The organism is Ammonicoccus luteus, assembly GCF_050880385.1.
Taxonomy (GTDB): domain Bacteria; phylum Actinomycetota; class Actinomycetes; order Propionibacteriales; family Propionibacteriaceae; genus Enemella.
In genome coordinates, this window is sequence record NZ_JBNZCI010000001.1 from 1,082,836 (window position 1) to 1,099,989 (window position 17,154).

Genomic DNA, 17,154 nt, shown 5'->3' on the forward strand with positions numbered 1-17,154 from the left:
GGGCTAGCAGCACGACCCGCGCGACCCAGCAAAGCTGGCGGCCCTCGCCTCGGCGGGCGCGTCGTCCGCGGTCGCATAGCGTCGCGGGTCAGACTCCCGCAGCGACCTGTCACATCGCCACGGCACCACTGCTCCGAAGGCGGCGGAGCGCCGGCGGCGCTCCAGACCTTCGCTGATTATCCCACATTGTCGGCCGAAACCGGAGCCGACCGCCCGGCTCAGTCCGCCAAGGGGTCACCGATCGCGGTCCCGGAGAGCTCACCCTGCTCCAGCCGAGTCAGCAGCACGCCGGTCGGCGCGCCCAATTCCGGATGCACGATCGTCAGGGCCCGGAGCACGTCGTCGGGCCGCACGAGCGGAGTCAGATGGCGGGAGACCAGCTCCAGACAGTCGGGCAGCGCGGTGAGGTGGACGACTGCTGCCCGGGCATTGAACTGGCGTACGCCATGTTTCGTCAGCCGCTCGACCAGCACCTCATCGACCGCCATCAGCGCGGCCACAGCCCGCTCGGCGACGTCAGCGTCGAAGTCCTGCCATTGAATGCGCCACCGGGAGCCGGTGAGGCGATCACTGAATCCGCCGCCACCTTGGACGACGGTGAGCACGTCGATGCCCGGCGGCAGCGCCGCATCGAGTGCCTTGAGCACCTTCGCGGGGTCGCAGATCGCAGCGAGCCCGATCTCCAGATATTCGGACTCGGTCGCCGCCCCCGTCGGCGCAGCGTTGGCGAACGAGATGCGGGGATGGGGGTTGAAGCCGGAGGAGTACGCCATCGGGATGTCCGCCCGTCGGAGGGCTCGCTCGAACGCCCGCGCGAAGTCGCGGTGGGAGGTGAAGCGGGCCCGGCCGCGCTTCGCGTACCGGATCCGCAACCGTTGCACCGGTGGGGCCTGCTGCTCCGGCTGCCTGCGCTTGCTCATAGCGCGACAGCCTAGTGCCCCTGCTCGCGGCGCCCACGCGCTCGAGGCGCGATGATCGCCGCGTGGGCAGACTGTGTTCTGTCGGATGCGCGCATTAGTGTTTCCGGCATGCCTCGTCAGTTCCAGTTCCACACGACCAACGGTGTCGAGACGGCCGAGATCGCGGTGCGCGGTCGCCAGGTGCTCGCTCGTCCGATGCTCAACTTCGGTCCCGGTTACACCGCCGAGGAGCGGCGCGCCCTCGGCCTAACCGGCCTGCTGCCGCCCGCGGTGAACACGATGGCGGAACAGCTGAAGCGGGTCTATACGCAGTTCAAGGCGCGGCCGGACAATCTGGCGAAATACGTCTATCTGAATTCGCTGCAGGATCTCAACGAGATCCTCTTCTATCGGTTGGTGACGGAGCATCTCGATGAAATGCTGCCGATCATCTACACCCCGACCGTGGGTGAGGCGATCCAGAAGTTCTCGAGCACGTTCGACCGGGCTCGTGGCATTTATCTCTCGATCGACGAGCCGGATGCCATCGACTTCGCGTTGGAGTCCTATGGCTCCCACTCGGGCGATGTCGACGTCATCGTCGCGACCGATTCGGAAGGCATCCTCGGCATCGGCGACCAGGGCGTCGGCGGCATCCGGATTTCGATCGGCAAGTTGGCGGTCTATACGACGGCGGCGGGCATTCACCCGCTGCGCGGCCTGCCGATCGTCCTCGATGTGGGCACGGACAACCTGGAACTGCTCAACGACCCGAACTATCTGGGCGTGCGCAAGGCCCGCGTGCGCGGCGCGCAATACGACGAGTTCATCGACATCTTCGTCAAGTCGGTCAACAAGCATTTCCCGAACGCGCTGCTGCACTTCGAGGATTTCGGCGCCAACAACGCGCACCGCGTGCTGGAGACCTATCGCGACGACTATTGCACGTTCAACGACGACATCCAGGGCACGGCGGCCGTCGTGGCCGCGGCTGCGCTGTCGGCGGTGAAAGCGAAGGGCGAGCGGCTCAGCGAGCAGCGCATCGTCATCCACGGTGCCGGCACCGCAGGCATCGGCATCGCCGATCTGATGCGCGACATCATGATCCGGGAGGGTGCTGATCCGGACGAGGCGACGAAGCTGTTCTGGGGCCTCGGCAGCCGCGGCCTGCTGCACACCGGCGCGCAGATGCGACCCTTCCAGGAGCGTTATGCGCGCGACGAGTCCGAATTGGCCGGTTGGCAGCTGAAGTCGGCGGGACGCTACGACTTGGTCGATGTGGTGAAGAACGTCAATCCGACGATCCTGATCGGCACCTCGGCCCAGCCCGGGGCGTTCACCGAGGAGATCGTCACGCACATGGCGGACACCTGCGACCGCCCGATCATCATGCCGCTGTCGAACCCGACATCGAAGTCCGAGGCCATCCCCAACGACGTCATCAACTGGACCCAGGGTCGCGCGTTGATGGCGACCGGTTCCCCGTTCAAGCCGGCGCACTATGCGGGTGTCGACTATCACATCGCCCAGGCCAACAACGCGCTCGTGTTCCCCGGCATCGGGCTGGGGACCATCGCGATCAAGGCGGGACGGGTCACCGACAACATGATCGCGGCCGCGGCGATCGCGGTGGCCGAGATGAGCCATGCCGCCAAGCGCGGGTCCGCGGTCCTGCCGGGTCTCGCCCAGCTGCGTGCTGTCTCGGCAGCAGTTGCGCTCAAGGTCGCCGAGGCGGCCGAGGAGGACGGCGTCGCCCGGGCGACTCTCACCAACCCCATCCAGGAGATCCACGAGCTCATGTGGCAGCCGCGCTATCCCAGGGTGCGAGCCGTGATCGAAGTCAGCGAGCGGTCGGCACGGCCGACCGACGGCCTCGTGTCCGAGCCGAACGGCGACCCGATGGACGGCCACTTCGCCACGCCGGACGAGGTGGCCGCCCAGAGCTGACGCAGCGGGCTAGGCCCGGGCAATCGTCGGTTCAGTCGGCCAGCACGCTGGGTCTGACGGTCGGCAGCGGCAAGAGCACCTGTCCGGTCGGCCCGATCTGGATCTCGGTGTCGAGTTGCGGGCACACGCCACAGTCGAAGCAGGGAGTCCAGCGGCAGTCGTCGACCTCGACCTCGTCGAGGGCGTCCTGCCAGTCCTCCCACAGCCAGTCGCGGTCGAGCCCCGAGTCGAGGTGATCCCAGGGCAGCACCTCGTCATAGTCCCGTTCCCGCGTGGTGAACCAGTCCAGGTCCACCCCCAGCGGAGCGAGCTCCCGGGCCGCCTGCTCCGCCCAGCGGTCATAGGAGAAGTGCTCCGACCAGCCATCGAACCGGCCACCGTCGCGCCAAACCGCCTCGATGACGCGCCCCACCCGCCGGTCGCCCCGCGACAACAGCCCCTCGATGATGCCGGGCTTCCCATCGTGATAGCGAAATCCGATCGCGCGACCGTACTGTCGATCCGCCCGGATCACCTCTCGCAGCTTCTGGAGCCGCGCGTCGGTGGTCTCGACGTCCAACTGCGCCGCCCATTGGAAGGGCGTGTGAGGTTTGGGCACGAAGCCACCGATCGACACCGTGCAGCGGATGTCCTTGGTTCCGGCCTCCTTGCGGCCGGTCTCGATCACGCGGCGCGCCAGTTCGGCGATCGCGAGCACGTCCTCGTCGGTCTCCGTGGGCAGGCCGCACATGAAATAGAGCTTCACCTGACGCCAGCCGTTCGCGTACGCGGTCGCGACCGTCCGGATCAGGTCCTCCTCGTCGACCGTCTTGTTGATGACCTTGCGCATCCGCTCGGACCCGCCCTCGGGGGCGAAGGTGAGTCCCGAGCGGCGACCGTTGCGGGACAACTCGTTGGCGAGGGTGATGTTGAATGCGTCCACGCGGGTCGACGGCAGGGACAGCGAGACGTTCGACCCCTCGTAGCGGTCGGCGAGCTGGGTCGCGACGTCGGCGATCTCGGTGTGATCGGCACTGGACAGCGACAGCAACCCGACTTCCTCGAGCCCGGTCGCCTTCAGGCCTTCCTCGACCATCGCGCCGATCGTCTCGATGCTCCGCTCGCGCACCGGGCGCGTGATCATCCCGGCCTGGCAGAAGCGGCAGCCCCGCGTACACCCCCGGAAAATCTCCACCGAATAGCGCTCGTGGACGGTCTCCGCCAGCGGGACGAGCGGCTTCTTCGGATAGGGCCACTCGTTCAGGTCCATCAGCGTGTGCTTGGCGACCCGGAACGGAACGCGATCGCGATTCGGAGCGACCCGCATGATGCGCCCGTCGGGCAGATATTCCACGTCGTAGAACTTCGGCACATAGACCCCGCCGGTCTCGGCCAGCCGCAGCAGCAGTTCGTCGCGTCCGCCCGGTCGACCCTCGGTCTTCCATTCGTCGATGACCTCGGAGATCTTCAGCGAGATCTCCTCACCGTCGCCGAGGACCGCACAGTCGATGAAGTCCGCAATGGGCTCGGGGTTGAACGCCGCGTGCCCGCCGGCGATGACGATCGGATCGAACTCCCGGCGCTCAACCGCGTGCAGCGGCAGGCCGGCGAGATCCAGCACGGTCAGCAGATTGGAATATCCCAACTCGGTCGAGAACGACACGCCCAACACGTCGAACGCTCCGACGGGTCGGTGCGAGTCCAGCGTGAACTGCGGGAGGCCGTGCTCGCGGAGCTGAGCCTCCATGTCGGGCCAAACCGAATAGGTGCGCTCGGCGAGGATCCAGTCGCGCTCGTTGAGCACCTCATAGAGGATGGCGACGCCCTGGTTGGGCTGGCCGACCTCGTAGGCATCGGGATACATCAGACACCAGCGCACCCGCGCGGCGTCCCACTCCTTCACGACGCTGTTGTGTTCACCACCGACATATTGAATCGGCTTGCTCACGCTCGACAACAGCGGCTCGACCCGCTCGAAGATCGGCTCGGGCGAGGGCGCGGACGCGGCGGTGATGCGGGTGTCAGTCATAGCGCATCAAGGGTACGCAGGGACTGCGCCCCCGGCCAACCACTGGAATGTCCGGTCAGGCCTCCGGGAACCAGATCCCGATCTCGCGCTCGGCCGATTCGAGGGAGTCGGAGCCGTGGACGAGGTTGGCCTGGTTGGAGATCGAGAAGTCGCCGCGGATCGTGCCCGGTTCGGCCTTGCGCCCGTCGGTGGCGCCGTTCAGCGCCCGCACGATCGAGACCGCGGAGTCACCCTCGAGCACGAACGCGAGCAGGGGTCCGGTCTGCATGAAGTCGCGAAGCTCGTGATACCACGGCTTCTCGACGTGCTCGGCATAGTGCTCGTCGAGCACAGAGCCTTCGGCATTCCGCTGCTCCAGGGCGACGATGCGCAGCCCCTTGCGCTCATAACGGGAAAGGATCTCGCCCGCGAGCCCGCGCTGCACTGCGTCGGGCTTGATCAGGACCAAGGTGCGCTCACTCATGGGCCGCACCCTAGCGGGCTCAGGTCATCCCCCGCTGGGCTTCCAGCCGCTTCCCGAGGATGAAACAGACCACCCAGAGCATCGCGAACATCACGCCCATGATCAGCATGCCGATCGTGAGGAACGACAGGGCCAACGTCGCGACCTGGGTGGCCCAGCCGAGGGGATAGCCGGTCCGCGGCTTCCGCATGGACCCGGCCGCGACCAGCGCAAGGAGCGCGACGGCACCACCGGCCGCCGAGGCAAGTCCCGCGGACACCCCGGACACCATGATCATCACCGGCACGGCGAGACCGATCGTGATCGCCTCGAAGATGAGCGTGGCCATAAGCACCTTGCCCATCGGGTTTCCCGGCCGCAGCATCAGTCGTCCTCCCCCGTGTCGTCCTCAGCCGCCAGCAGCTCATCCAGTGTGCCGCCGTGGTCGTCGGCCTCCCAGTCGATCTCGTCGGCGTCACGGACGAGATCGTCCGCGGCCAGCAGTGCCCTGGCCTCGCCGGCGGCGATGACCGATCCGGTCACGAGGATGCCCGGCTGCCCGGCGTCGACGTCAACGGTCGCGGTGGCGATCTCCAGAGCGTCGGCGATGGACGCCGCCCCGCGCACCCGACCCGGCCCGAACACCTCCCCCGCCAATTCGACGAGGTCATCCACCGCCATCCCCCGCTCGGTCGACGCGACCCGCGTGCAGATGATCTCATTCATGACCGGTTCCCACACCCGCAGCACTGCTTCGGCGTCCTTGTCGGCCATCACGGCGAAAACGCCGATGAGTGGATCGAAGGAGTACGCCTCCACGACAGCTTCCGCGGACGCCGCGGCGGCATGTGCGTTGTGGGCACCGTCGAGCACGATGGGCGGGGACTGGCGGATGGCCTCGAGCCGTCCGGGCGCGCGTACCTCCGCGAACCCCTCCCGCACCAAATCTCCCGGCAGTGCCTTCATGCCGAGGAACGCCTCGACCGCGGCGAGCGCGACACCGGCGTTGCGCGCCATGTGGACCCCGTGGACGGGCAGGTGGATGTCGTCGACCGGGCCCTCGACCCCGTTCAGGCGGATCAGTTGGCCGCCGACCGCCAACCGCCGGTCGAGCAGACCGAAATCGACGCCCTCGCGCTGGACCAGCGCGCCGACGTCGGCGCAGTGCTGCAGGAGGACCCGAGCGGCGTCGAGCGGCTGACCGGCGAGGATCGCGTGGGCACCCGGCTTGATGATGCCCGCCTTCTCCCCCGCGATCTCCTCGATCGACTCACCGAGCAGGTGGGTGTGGTCGAGGTCGATCGGCATCACGACTGCGACCTGCGCGTCCGCGATGTTCGTCGCGTCCCACGTGCCCCCGAGCCCGACCTCGATGATCATGACGTCGACGGGGGCGTCGGCGAAGGCTGCATAGGCCATCGCGGTCAGCACCTCGAAGAACGTCATCGGGGCGTCGTTGAGGAGTTGCTGGTCGACGATTTCGACGTAGGGCTTGATGTCCGCCCAGGTCTCGCCGAACCGCTCCTTGCTGATCGGCTGTCCGTCGATCGCGATCCGCTCGGTCACATCAATGAGGTGCGGGGAGGAATAGCGCCCTGTGCGCAGACCCGCGGCGCGCAGGAGCGCCTCGATCATGATCGCGGTGGAACCTTTGCCGTTGGTTCCGGTGATCTGGATGACCGGACACGCACGTTGCGGGTCACCGAGCAACTCCGTGACAGCACGGATCCGGTCGAGGCTGGGGGCTATGCGGTGCTCGGGCCAGCGGGAAGTCAGCTCGGCCAGGAGCGTTTCATGATGGGTTGCCATGTCACCGGGCATCCTATGCTGTTGATCATGACCAGCACGGCCACACCGAACCGGCGCACCGCCCTCGCGCAGAGATATTCGCTCCCTGAGTGGTTCGGCCTCGTGGCGCGGGTCGTGCTCGCCGTCGTGTGGCTCATCGCCAGCCTGCTCAAGCTCCCCTACCTGGAGGAGTCGGTGCTGGCGGTGCGCGGCTATCAGATCCTGCCCTACGACCTGGCGGTGGTGGTGGGCTATCTGCTGCCGATTATCGAGCTGATTCTGGGCCTGTTGCTGATCGTCGGCCTCTTCACCCGTCCCGCTGCCGTGGTCAGCGCGCTGATCATGATCGCTTTCGTCATCGGCATCGCCCAGGCGTGGGCCCGCGGCCTGGCGATCGACTGCGGGTGCTTCGGCGGTGGCGGCGAGATCGCGCTCGAGGAAGCCCAGGCCAAATATCCGTGGGACATCGCTCGCGATGTCGGGTTGTTCCTGCTCGCCGCGTGGCTGGTCTGGCGCCCGCGCACCCCATTCAGCCTCGATGAAAAACTGTTCGGCGTGCCCGACGCCGTCCACCTCAACGCCGATGACATCGGCACCGAGACCGACCCCGCTGTGAAAGAGGACGTCACCCGATGAGCAAGTCCAGCCCCGCCAAGTCCGATAGTCGCCGCGCGCAGTTGCGGGCCGCCCAGCTGCAACAGGCCAAGCGCGACAGGAACCGCCGCATCGCCACCTTCTCGGTGATCGGGGTGGTGGTGATCGCCCTGATCATCGGTGGCGTGCTCCTGTTCAACCGGTTCAGCCAGGAGCAGGCGGTGAACAATCCGCCCAACGCGACCGCAGCTGGCGACGGCATCGTGACGAACCCGGGCAAGGCCCAGGCAGGCGCGCCGAAGGTGGAGCTCTTCCTCGACTATCAGTGCCCGGCCTGCGCCCGTTTCGAGGCTGGCTTCGGACCGACGCTCGACCAGATGGCCGAGGCCGGCGAGATCGAGCTGTCCTATCGGACGATGACGTTCCTCGACACCAACCTGCGCAATGACTCGTCGACCAGGGCGGCAAACGCGGCCGCCTGCGCGGATCTGTCGGGCCACTATGCCGACTATCACAACGCGATCTTCTCCCATCAGCCGGCGACCGAGGGCACCGGTTTCACCGAAGCCAACCTCACTCAGGACTTCACCCAGCAGGCCGGCATCACCGGTGCCGCCCTGGACGAGTTCAACGCCTGCTATTCGGCCAAGCGCTTCACCGGCTTCGTCAAGCAGGTCGACAATGAGGCCGGTCGCTCCGGCGTGACCGGCACGCCGAGCCTGCACGTCAACGGCGAGACCGTGGAACTGGGCCAGCTGACCGATCCCGCGTCCCTCCGGGCCCAGATCGACGCGCTGAAGTGACCCGCTGGTGAATCCACCGGGGCACCGACTCCGCGTACCGCCGCCCGCCGACCGATAAGCGACGGAAGCTGTCGGATCTGCCGTCTAGGATTCACCGCATGACTGAAGCATCCCAGCCTGCCGCCCGCGTCCCCGACAAGCCCGCTCTCGAGGGCCTGGAGGAGAAGTGGGCGGCAGTGTGGGCCGAGAACAAGACCTATGCGTTCGTCCGGCCCGAGGTGGACCTGGCCGACCCCGAGAGCTGCGCGGCGGCGCGGGCACAAGTGTTCTCGATCGATACTCCCCCGCCGACCGTGTCCGGGTCGCTGCACGTGGGGCATGTCTTTTCCTATACGCACACCGACCTCATCGCGCGCTATCAGCGGATGACCGGCAAGCGGGTCTTCTATCCGATGGGGTGGGACGACAATGGCCTGCCGACCGAGCGTCGGGTGCAGAATTATTACGGTGTCCGGTGCGATCCGCACGTGCCCTATGACCCCGATTTCACGCCGCCGGCCAAACCGGATCCCAAGCGGCAGGTCTCGATCAGCCGCCGCAACTTCATCGACTTGTGTCACGAGCTGACTGAGGTCGATGAGCAGGCGTTCGAGGATCTGTGGCGCCGCGTCGGTCTGTCGGTCGACTGGGATCAGCTCTACACGACGATCTCCGAGGAGACGCTGCGGACGTCGCAGTTGGCGTTCCTGCGGAACTATCACCGTGGGGAGGCCTATCTGTCCGAGGCCCCGACGATGTGGGACGTGACGTTCCAGACCGCCGTCGCCCAGGCCGAGTTGGAAGCGCGGGACTATCCCGGCGCCTATCACCGGGTGAGCTTCCACCTCACCGAGGACGTCGCCCTGCCGGAAGATTCGCCCGTCGAGGGCCGCAAGGTCTTCATCGAGACCACGCGTCCGGAGTTGCTCGCTGCGTGTTGTGCGTTGATCGCCCACCCGGACGACGAGCGCTATCAGCCGCTGTTCGGCCGGACGGTGACCTCGCCGGTGTTCGGGGTGGAGTTGCCCGTGCTGGCGCACCCCGCCGCGGAGATGGACAAGGGCGCCGGCATCGCGATGTGCTGCACCTTCGGCGACCAGACCGACATCCAGTGGTGGCGGGAGTTGCAGTTGCCCACGCGGACGGTGGTGGGTCGTGACGGACGCCTGCACCGGGAGACCCCGGAGTGGCTCGGCGATTCGGCTGCTTATGCCGAGCTGGCCGGCAAGACCACCTTCTCCGCCCGCGAGGCGATGGTGCAGTTGCTGCGCGACTCCGGTGACCTGGATGGTGAGCCGAAGGCGACCCAGCGCAAGGCGAACTTCTTCGAAAAGGGCGACAAGCCGCTGGAGATCGTGTCGACCAGGCAGTGGTATATCCGGAACGGTGGCCGCGACGACGCGCTCAAGCAGGATCTGCTCAAGCGCGGCGGGGAGATCGAGTGGGTGCCGGAGCACATGCGGCACCGCTATGACAACTGGGTCGGCGGCCTCAACGGCGACTGGCTGATTTCCCGGCAGCGGTTCTTCGGGGTGCCGTTCCCGGTGTGGTACGCAGTGTCCGCGGACGGCGAGCCCGACTATGACGCCCCGATCGTGCCCGGCGAGGACGCGCTGCCGGTGGATCCGTCCTCGGACGTGCCGGAGGGGTACGCGGAGTCCCAGCGCGATCAGCCCGGTGGCTTCACCGGCGATCCCGATGTCATGGACACGTGGGCCACGTCGTCGCTGACGCCGCAGATCGCGTGCGGCTGGGAGCGGGATCCGGAGCTGTTCGCGGCGACGTTTCCGATGGACATGGCCCCGCAGGCCCACGACATCATCCGGACCTGGCTGTTCTCGCGGGTCGTGCGGTCGCACTTCGAGTTCGACACCGTCCCGTGGCGGCGGGCGACGATCTCCGGCTTCGTGGTCGACCCGGACCGCAAGAAGATGTCGAAGTCCAAGGGCAACGTCGTCGTGCCGACCGACATCCTTGACCGCTTTGGGGCCGATGCGGTGCGCTGGCGCGCGGCGATGGCGCGGCCGGGCACCGACTCACCGTTCGACGAGACCCAGATGAAGGTCGGACGTCGGCTCGCGACCAAGGTGCTCAACGCCTCCAAGTTCGTGCTCGGCATGTCCGGAGACTCGCTCGGCGGCGCGGTGACCAATCCGGCGGACCGGGCGATGCTCGCCGGGCTCCGGGAGGTCGTCGTCGCCGCGACGCGGGCGTTCGAGTCATTCGACTATTCGGCGGCACTGGAGGCGACCGAGACGTTCTTCTGGTCGTTCTGCGACGACTATCTGGAGCTCGTCAAGGAGCGCGCCTATGGGGCGGGCGGCGACGAGGCGGCTGCCTCCGCGCGGGCGGCGCTCGCGCGAGCGCTGGAGATCCAGTTGCGGCTGTTCGCGCCGTTCCTGCCATTCGTCACCGAGGAAGTCTGGTCGTGGTGGCGGGAGGGCTCGGTGCACCACCAAGCCTGGCCGGCCGCGGCCGAGATCACCGATGTCGGTGAGGCCGCGCTGCTGAGCGACCTCGCGGACGCGTTGATCGCGATCCGGGGCGCCAAGTCCAACGCCAAGGTCTCGATGAAGACCGAGGCGAGCCGCGCCGTGTTCCGCGGTGACGGGATCTCGTTGCAACGCCTGCAAGCCATCGAGTCCGACCTGCGCGCCGTTGGCCGGCTTGTCGGCGATGTCGAGTGGTCCGAAGGTGACGGACCGCTGTCCGTCGAGGTGGAGCTCGTCGCGCCGAGCGTGTGAAAGGCCCGATGGGCCCGGCCGGATAACACGTCAAGCCAGGCTGGGCCCAACCGCTCCCTCGGCGGACGGGGACGGCGGCGTACCCCCACCGTCGCCTGCATCTTCACAGCCGGTTTCGGATAGTCCGTGTTCAGGAGGACACGGCGAATACACCTCGTGAAAGCGGGTGTCGGGGACGACCCATTGCCAATCCGCGCCGCGCCGCCGAATGACCCACTCGTTTGCGGAGATCGCCGTGATCCCTGACACCGTGCGAATCACCTCACCGGGGAGGCCGCGGCGGGCTTCGACGACCTCCTGGATCTCATAGCGCGCGGGCTCGTGTTCTGATCCCTTGGTCGGGACGCCGATCGGCTTGTATGCGTTGCGGAACGTCACGTCGGTGACCGCCCAATGAGTCTGTTCGGCATTGGTGACCCACCAGTCGCCTGGCTTGGCGCGCTTGGGTTCGCGCTTGGCGTTCCGCCACGACCTGGCGCGACGCAATCGGTGTGCGGTGACCCGCTCCGAGCGATGCCATTTCTCCCACGTCAGCCGGAACGGCTGATAGCCGAGCGCCGCGAGCACCCTCTGCACCACCTCGAGACCGGCCACCGTCCGAGCGCGTAGCTCCGGGAACATCTCGTGCTTCGGATCCCAGTTGAGCAACAGATCGTTGGTGCGGCACATGCGGCATTTTTTCGGTGAGTACGCAGTGTGCTGCCCCTCCGTGAACCGTTTCCAGGATTCGTGTTCGCGTTGGGCGATGGCCTCCAAGTCGCTGGCTGCCAGGGGGTGGGACTCTTCGGAACGCGGGATCCACGTGCGGTCCAGGCTGCGGGCGTGTTCGAAGAACACCGAGACGGCGCGATAGTTGCTCAGCCGCAGGCTCTCTCGCAGATGCTCCCACTGCACATCCCGATGGGCGACCCGATAGAACTCGTGCACCAAGCGGGCCGCCCGGGTCCAGGAGTCCTCCGGCACCCGCAGGCCCGCCTGCAGGGTGGTCACCGCCTTGTTCTCGACGGCCAGGCGACGCGCCACCGGTCGCATCAGCCTCGCGGCAACGCGGACAATGACGGCTTCAGCATGCTTGTGTAATTCGACCGGCCGCACGTCCGACACACCGACTGAGGGCACGGTGAGCGTCGGTCCATAGGGCCGCAGATTCCCCATGAGCGTGTCGCGCTCCACACCGATGACATCGGCGCTCTGCACGAAAACCAGCACGTTGTCGTCGGAAAAGCGATCGGCCATCTCCAGCGCCTCATGCCACACCCGATCCCCCGACTCGGTGAGCACGACCCGTGAGCCGGGGCGGTCCGTGCTGTCGACCACTGCCTCGAGTTCCAGTGGCGTGACCCCATAGCGCGCACAGAGCCTCTGATGCCGTTCAATCACCAAGTCGGTGTCAGCACCCACCACGAAAATTTGCGGCCACTCCGTCGGCGACAGCGCCGGCTTGCCGGCAGCCGCGCGGAGCAGATCTTCCGTGCGCCGGTGGACACCGAGTTCCCACAGGAATGCCTGCGCCAGATCCGTGTCGCCGCGGACATGGATCGTCGTTGCTCCCGGCAGCGCGGTCGCAACCAGATCGGTGGCCATGACCTGCGGGAGGCCAGTCGTGTCGATCAGGACGTTCGGCTCATCGGCAATCGACCGCCGGAGGTGGTCCATGGCCAGGCGCACGTGATCGATGCGGACGATCAGCCGCGGCGGCACAGCGGCAAGGTCCGGTGGGATCTCCTCCGCGATGAGGCGGGCGAGACTGTTTGCGTGGTCGATGTTGGCGATGTCGTCGGGGGCGAGGAGGTACGCCGCCTGCAAGGCCAACGGGCGGCCCGGTCCAGGACGCAGAACGATCCGCCGCAGCAATCGCCAATCCGGCCCTCTGTCGTCGTCGGTGATCGTCCCCCGGAGCACTCTCGCACCGGCTGCCTCGATCCGATGCTTCAACGCGTGATCGGGGTCCCTGTCCAGGACGACCACCCGCACCCCCGGTCGGCTCGTTGCCACCAGTGCTTCGATCACCGGCACCGTCACCGGACTGACTCCGGTCACGAGGATGACCTTGCGCAGCCATCGCACCGTCAGGCGGTCGAGATAATCGCGGCCGAGCGCGAACAACACAGCGAGCACCGCGCTGAAGGTGACCACCAGGGCAGCCAGACGCGCCAACTGCAATGCCAGCGGGGCGGGGCCGCTTCCCCACCGGTTCTCGACATTGCCGGCAAAGAGGTTGATCGCCCAGAACAGCGGCGCCCAGAACCAGACTTCCTGGCCTCTTGCCGGCCAATAGCTGATCGTCGCGAGAACGATCACCCAGAGAGCCCAGCCGATGATGATGCCGATGCTGGTCCGTCGATGACGATCTGGCCGGGACCAACGCCACGCCTGGTGTGTCGCGCACATGCCCAGGACAGCAACCGCGAGGAAGGCCCAGAACGGGTGGTCGTGCGGCCACCCCCAGCCCCCGGGTGCCCGCCAGGCGATCAGCCCGGACAAGGCGATGAGCAGACCGAAAAACACCCAGAACCGGACCCTGATAGGCCACCGAGCACGCGGAGTCGGCAGACGGCGATCCCGCCGGTCATACCACCGGCGATAAACCTTCCGATCAGTCCTGAATGCAGTCCACCAACCGGCCACCGTTGCCACTTCCGTCCACGCCCCGTCGCGGTCATGGCGAGCGTATCGAAGGACCTCCCGCCACACGCGGTGTACCACCCTGTTATTTTCAACGGAACATAGTGAATTAATCCCTCGGGTCCTAGGAGCTCCCATGATGTCCGCCGGCAAAGCCCTTGAGGCCGACCACCACGAGATCGACCGACTGTTCGCGACTTTCATCACCAGCACCGCCGGCGCGGGCAGCGTCGACCAAGAATCATTGACGGAGGCGATCCGCAAGCTGCGCCTGCACATCTGGATCGAAGAGGAGATCTTCTTCCCTCCGCTTAAGGCGGCCGGAGCGGTCGGCCCGGTCATGGTCATGCACCGTGAGCACGGGGAGATCTGGCGCGGGCTGGACAACCTCGAACGCATCGTCGCCGGCGAGGAGCCCGATCTTGAGGCTGTGCTCTTCGCTTGGGGACCGCTCAACCAGACCCTGACCGAGCACAATTACAAGGAGCAGAAGATCCTCTATGCCTCGGCGGACCGAATCCTGGAGCCGAGTGTGTCCCGCAAGGTCAACAACGCACTCATCGCCAGCCTGCCCGAAGGCTGGGTCTGCGAGATGGCAGATCGCTGAGACCAGCGGCCCTCCGCGCGGGTGCACCTAGCCTGGATGCATGCCCATCTCCCCGCGCCCGATCGTCGCCCATCTGGCAGGCGGGCTCACCGTGGCGATCTTTCTGAGTTCGTGTGCGTCGACGCCGGAGCCTCCGCCGGCCGCGGACCCTTCGGCGGCTTCTCAGTCCTCAACGGCGACAGCACAGCCGACGCCGGTGCCCTCAAGCCCGGGCACACCTGCCCAGCCGTCCCCATCGGAGTCCGCCCGGCCGTTCGAATCGACCGCGGCCCTGCGGACGATCGAGCAGTTGGCTGCCCTCGGGCCCAGGGAGGCGACCTCTGCGGCGTACCGCCAAGGCACCGACCTCACCGCCACCGCACTCGAGCGCCTCGGCTATTCAGTGACCCGACAGGAGTTCGACGTTCCCGCGGGAACGTCGTGGGGCATCCCGGTCCCCGCCGGCATCACGCACAACGTCATCGCCGACCCGCCCGGCTTCGAGCCGACGCAGCCGCACGTGCTCATCGGGGCGCACCTCGACACCGTTCCCCAGTCGCCGGGCGCGGAGGACAATGCGTCCGGCGTGGCGGTGCTGCTGGAGCTTGCGCGCATGTCCGCTGAGCAGCCACCCGCGGTCCCGGTCCGTTTCGTCGTGTTCGGCGCGGAGGAGCCGCGGGGCCAGGGTGATGCGCGGCACCACTACGGCTCGCAGCACTATGTGGCGCAGTTGCACGACCACGAGAAGCAGGCCATTCGAGCGATGGTCTCGCTGGACCGCGTCGGCGTACGCGCGCCTGCGGTGCCACTTGCTCACGGTGGTCGCGGCACCGATCGGATCGCCCGCGCACTGGCGGAAGCCGCCCCGGCCGACGTGCCCACTCGCCTGGACGCGAACACGACCAGCGATCACTGGTCGTTCGAGAAGGCCGGGATCCCGGCGGGACGGGTGGGGTCGGTGCCGTTCGAGGGGTACCACTCCCCCGGCGACGTGCCCGCCGTCATCGACCAAACCCAACTCGGGCGCGCCGGCACCGTGGTCTGGGCCTGGCTGCGGACAGTGCAGGGCTAACCCTCAGCGATAGGGCGTTGCGCTGGTGCTCCGCACATCGTCGAGGATTCTCGCGGCGTGCTCGGCCGAGGCGGGTTGGGGCACGTGGTCGCGGATGACGTACGGCACCGGCTCCACCGCCACCACCTCCCCGTCGACCAGCTCGATCTCGACGAACACACCCTCTTGGACCTGCCGGGAAAACTGCATGTCGAACACGAAGTTCCCCAGCGAATGCACCACGGTGGTCTCCCCCACGCGTTCCCAGCCCTGGACCCAATGCGGGTGCCCGCCGATCACCAAGTCCGCGCCCGCGCGGGCGAATCGCTCGGCCACCTCGCGCTGGATGGGCTCGGGTTGGTGGGTGTATTGAGTGCCCCAGTGCGGCACCACGATCACCGTGTTGGCCTCCTCCGCGGCCGCGGCGATGTCGTCGACGATGCGGTCGAGGGCAGCGGTGTCGAGCGGCCCCGTGCGGGGTGGCATGTTGAGCCGGTTCGTGCCGGGCGAGGTTTCCGTCGCGGCGGGGGTTTCGCCGATCGATTCGGTGCCGAGGAAGGCGATGCGGACCCCCTGGTGTTCGACGATCCAGGGTGCCCGCGCGCGGGCGAGGTCGGGCCCCGCGCCGAAATAGGCGATGCCGGCCCGGTCCAGCTCGCTGAAGGTCTCCAGTTGGGCCTGTCGACCGTAGTCCCCCAAGTGGTTGTTCGCGAGGCTCACGCCATCGATGCCGGCCAGTTGGAGCCCCTCGAGCATCCGCGGGTCGGCGAAGAACGAATCGCCGCCCTGAGTCGGCCGGCCGTTGTCGCTGAGGGTCGATTCCAGGTTGCCGATCGTGAGGTCGGCGGCGGCCAGCCGGTCGGCGAAGGGCCGGAAGGGCGCAGTGGGATCGTTGGCGTACGCCCTGCCGACGCGTCGGCCGAGCATGATGTCCCCGACGATCGTGATCCGGGTGACGACGGGCTCGGGGGTTGGGGTCGGAGTCGGCTCGGAGCGGGTCTCGGGCGCGCTCGCCGGTGGCGGCGCTGCCGGTGGCGGAGACGCCGGGGTGCACGCCGTCACCAGCGTCACGAACACAACCGCCAGATGCCTTCGCATCCTTCGATGCTAGACAACCGCGGGCACAGAGGACGCGGGCCGCCTGCAATGCTGGGCCCCATGCCTGTGTTTCCGAAGCCTCGAGTCGTCGACGATCTGCGCGGCACATTGCTGCGCTATCTCGACTTCTATCGCGGAGTGATCGCCGACAAGGTCGCGGGGTTGCCCGGGGACCAGCTGCAGGAATCCCGGGTTCCGTCCGGCTGGTCGCCTGCTGGGTTGGTGAACCATCTGGTCAACGTCGAACGGCGGTGGCTCGACTGGGGGTTCGCCGGGGAGGATCTCGGAGATCCCTGGCGTGATCAGGCCACCCGACGCTCCTGGGTCGCGCCCAGACTGACGGGCGCGGGCCTGCGCACCCTGCTCGAGGAGCGTGGCCGGGCGACCCGCGAACTCGTGGAGCGACATGACCTCACCGAGACCGCCCGGGTGGGCGGACGGTTCAGCGACCCGGCGGAGGCTCCCGACCTGCAGGGGATCCTGTTGCACCTCGTGCAGGAGTACGCACGACACGCGGGCCATCTCGACATCGTCCGGGAACTCATCGACGGGGAGCTCGGGGAGAACTGACCCCCCGAGCACCGGCAGGG

The 17,154-nt window shown here is 67.4% G+C and carries 13 protein-coding genes and 1 pseudogene; 7 read left to right on the forward strand and 7 right to left on the reverse strand.

The genetic code is table 11. The features are described 5' to 3' along the window. Positions 1-218: 218 nt before the first annotated feature. Positions 219-920 carry a TIGR03936 family radical SAM-associated protein gene (locus tag ACQ260_RS05030; protein ID WP_432558286.1) on the reverse strand — a complete coding sequence of 234 codons (702 nt, stop codon included), beginning with the start codon at positions 918-920 and terminating at the stop codon, positions 219-221. A gap of 108 nt (positions 921-1,028) precedes the next feature. Here ACQ260_RS05030 and ACQ260_RS05035 point away from each other — a divergent pair. Continuing rightward, positions 1,029-2,732, forward strand: a pseudogene (locus tag ACQ260_RS05035) (NAD-dependent malic enzyme); the annotation flags it as partial. A gap of 145 nt (positions 2,733-2,877) precedes the next feature. On the opposite strand, the gene ACQ260_RS05040 reads toward ACQ260_RS05035, so the two are convergent. Genes ACQ260_RS05040 through ACQ260_RS05055 form a run of 4 tightly spaced genes read right to left on the reverse strand, consistent with a single transcriptional unit; the run spans position 2,878 to position 7,105 of the window. Beyond that, entirely contained in the window at positions 2,878-4,854 is a 1,977-nt protein-coding gene (locus tag ACQ260_RS05040; RefSeq protein ID WP_432558287.1) for a TIGR03960 family B12-binding radical SAM protein, read from the reverse strand. A gap of 55 nt (positions 4,855-4,909) precedes the next feature. Then, positions 4,910-5,317 (reverse strand): nucleoside-diphosphate kinase, encoded by a 408-nt coding sequence (gene ndk / locus ACQ260_RS05045; RefSeq protein WP_432558288.1) that lies wholly within the window; start codon positions 5,315-5,317, stop codon positions 4,910-4,912. Between the two features lie 19 nt (positions 5,318-5,336). After that, the gene (locus ACQ260_RS05050; RefSeq protein ID WP_432558289.1) at positions 5,337-5,681 is read right to left on the reverse strand and encodes a DUF4233 domain-containing protein; all 345 of its coding nucleotides are present in this window, start codon (positions 5,679-5,681) and stop codon (positions 5,337-5,339) included. Beyond that, positions 5,681-7,105, reverse strand: coding sequence for a bifunctional folylpolyglutamate synthase/dihydrofolate synthase (locus ACQ260_RS05055; RefSeq protein WP_432558290.1), 1,425 nt, complete (start codon positions 7,103-7,105; stop codon positions 5,681-5,683). Before ACQ260_RS05055 ends, ACQ260_RS05050 begins: the two co-directional genes overlap by 1 nt. Before the next feature lie 27 nt (positions 7,106-7,132). Here ACQ260_RS05055 and ACQ260_RS05060 point away from each other — a divergent pair, with 27 nt between their 5' ends. The 3 genes from ACQ260_RS05060 to valS all read left to right on the forward strand — a co-directional run bounded on the left by ACQ260_RS05060 (position 7,133) and on the right by valS (position 11,204). Beyond that, a complete protein-coding gene (locus tag ACQ260_RS05060; protein ID WP_432558291.1) occupies positions 7,133-7,720 on the forward strand; it encodes a MauE/DoxX family redox-associated membrane protein in 588 nt (195 codons plus the stop codon). Next, positions 7,717-8,481, forward strand: a complete 765-nt coding sequence (locus tag ACQ260_RS05065; RefSeq protein WP_432558292.1) for a DsbA family protein — start codon at positions 7,717-7,719, stop codon at positions 8,479-8,481. The genes ACQ260_RS05060 and ACQ260_RS05065 overlap by 4 nt, the downstream gene beginning before the upstream one ends. Positions 8,482-8,579: 98 nt before the next feature. Continuing rightward, positions 8,580-11,204, forward strand: coding sequence for a valine--tRNA ligase (valS, locus tag ACQ260_RS05070; protein ID WP_432558293.1), 2,625 nt, complete (start codon positions 8,580-8,582; stop codon positions 11,202-11,204). Between the two features lie 30 nt (positions 11,205-11,234). Here valS and ACQ260_RS05075 read toward each other — a convergent pair whose 3' ends face one another. Next, positions 11,235-13,712: a hypothetical protein gene (locus ACQ260_RS05075; RefSeq protein WP_432558294.1), complete on the reverse strand. Its 2,478-nt coding sequence runs from the start codon at positions 13,710-13,712 to the stop codon at positions 11,235-11,237. 253 nt (positions 13,713-13,965) lie between these two features. Here ACQ260_RS05075 and ACQ260_RS05080 point away from each other — a divergent pair, with 253 nt between their 5' ends. Both ACQ260_RS05080 and ACQ260_RS05085 read left to right on the forward strand, forming a co-directional pair. Continuing rightward, a complete protein-coding gene (locus ACQ260_RS05080; RefSeq protein ID WP_432558295.1) occupies positions 13,966-14,436 on the forward strand; it encodes a hemerythrin domain-containing protein in 471 nt (156 codons plus the stop codon). A gap of 40 nt (positions 14,437-14,476) precedes the next feature. Then, positions 14,477-15,487, forward strand: coding sequence for a M28 family metallopeptidase (locus ACQ260_RS05085; RefSeq protein ID WP_432558296.1), 1,011 nt, complete (start codon positions 14,477-14,479; stop codon positions 15,485-15,487). 3 nt (positions 15,488-15,490) lie between these two features. On the opposite strand, the gene ACQ260_RS05090 is transcribed toward ACQ260_RS05085, so the two are convergent. After that, positions 15,491-16,564: a CapA family protein gene (locus ACQ260_RS05090; protein WP_432558297.1), complete on the reverse strand. Its 1,074-nt coding sequence runs from the start codon at positions 16,562-16,564 to the stop codon at positions 15,491-15,493. Between the two features lie 60 nt (positions 16,565-16,624). Here ACQ260_RS05090 and ACQ260_RS05095 point away from each other — a divergent pair, with 60 nt between their 5' ends. Continuing rightward, entirely contained in the window at positions 16,625-17,134 is a 510-nt protein-coding gene (locus ACQ260_RS05095) for a DinB family protein (RefSeq protein WP_432558298.1), read from the forward strand. The last annotated feature ends 20 nt before the right edge of the window (positions 17,135-17,154 follow it).

Bases quoted from the DNA above. Each gene is read 5' to 3' on its own strand.
- ACQ260_RS05030 (WP_432558286.1), bottom strand. From the start codon at position 920: ATGAGCAAGCGCAGGCAGCCGGAGCAGCAGGCCCCACCGGTGCAACGG.
- ACQ260_RS05040 (WP_432558287.1), bottom strand. From the start codon at position 4,854: ATGACTGACACCCGCATCACCGCCGCGTCCGCGCCCTCGCCCGAGCCG.
- ndk (WP_432558288.1), bottom strand. From the start codon at position 5,317: ATGAGTGAGCGCACCTTGGTCCTGATCAAGCCCGACGCAGTGCAGCGC.
- ACQ260_RS05050 (WP_432558289.1), bottom strand. From the start codon at position 5,681: ATGCTGCGGCCGGGAAACCCGATGGGCAAGGTGCTTATGGCCACGCTC.
- ACQ260_RS05055 (WP_432558290.1), bottom strand. From the start codon at position 7,105: ATGGCAACCCATCATGAAACGCTCCTGGCCGAGCTGACTTCCCGCTGG.
- ACQ260_RS05060 (WP_432558291.1), top strand. From the start codon at position 7,133: ATGACCAGCACGGCCACACCGAACCGGCGCACCGCCCTCGCGCAGAGA.
- ACQ260_RS05065 (WP_432558292.1), top strand. From the start codon at position 7,717: ATGAGCAAGTCCAGCCCCGCCAAGTCCGATAGTCGCCGCGCGCAGTTG.
- valS (WP_432558293.1), top strand. From the start codon at position 8,580: ATGACTGAAGCATCCCAGCCTGCCGCCCGCGTCCCCGACAAGCCCGCT.
- ACQ260_RS05080 (WP_432558295.1), top strand. From the start codon at position 13,966: ATGATGTCCGCCGGCAAAGCCCTTGAGGCCGACCACCACGAGATCGAC.
- ACQ260_RS05085 (WP_432558296.1), top strand. From the start codon at position 14,477: ATGCCCATCTCCCCGCGCCCGATCGTCGCCCATCTGGCAGGCGGGCTC.
- ACQ260_RS05090 (WP_432558297.1), bottom strand. From the start codon at position 16,564: ATGCGAAGGCATCTGGCGGTTGTGTTCGTGACGCTGGTGACGGCGTGC.
- ACQ260_RS05095 (WP_432558298.1), top strand. From the start codon at position 16,625: ATGCCTGTGTTTCCGAAGCCTCGAGTCGTCGACGATCTGCGCGGCACA.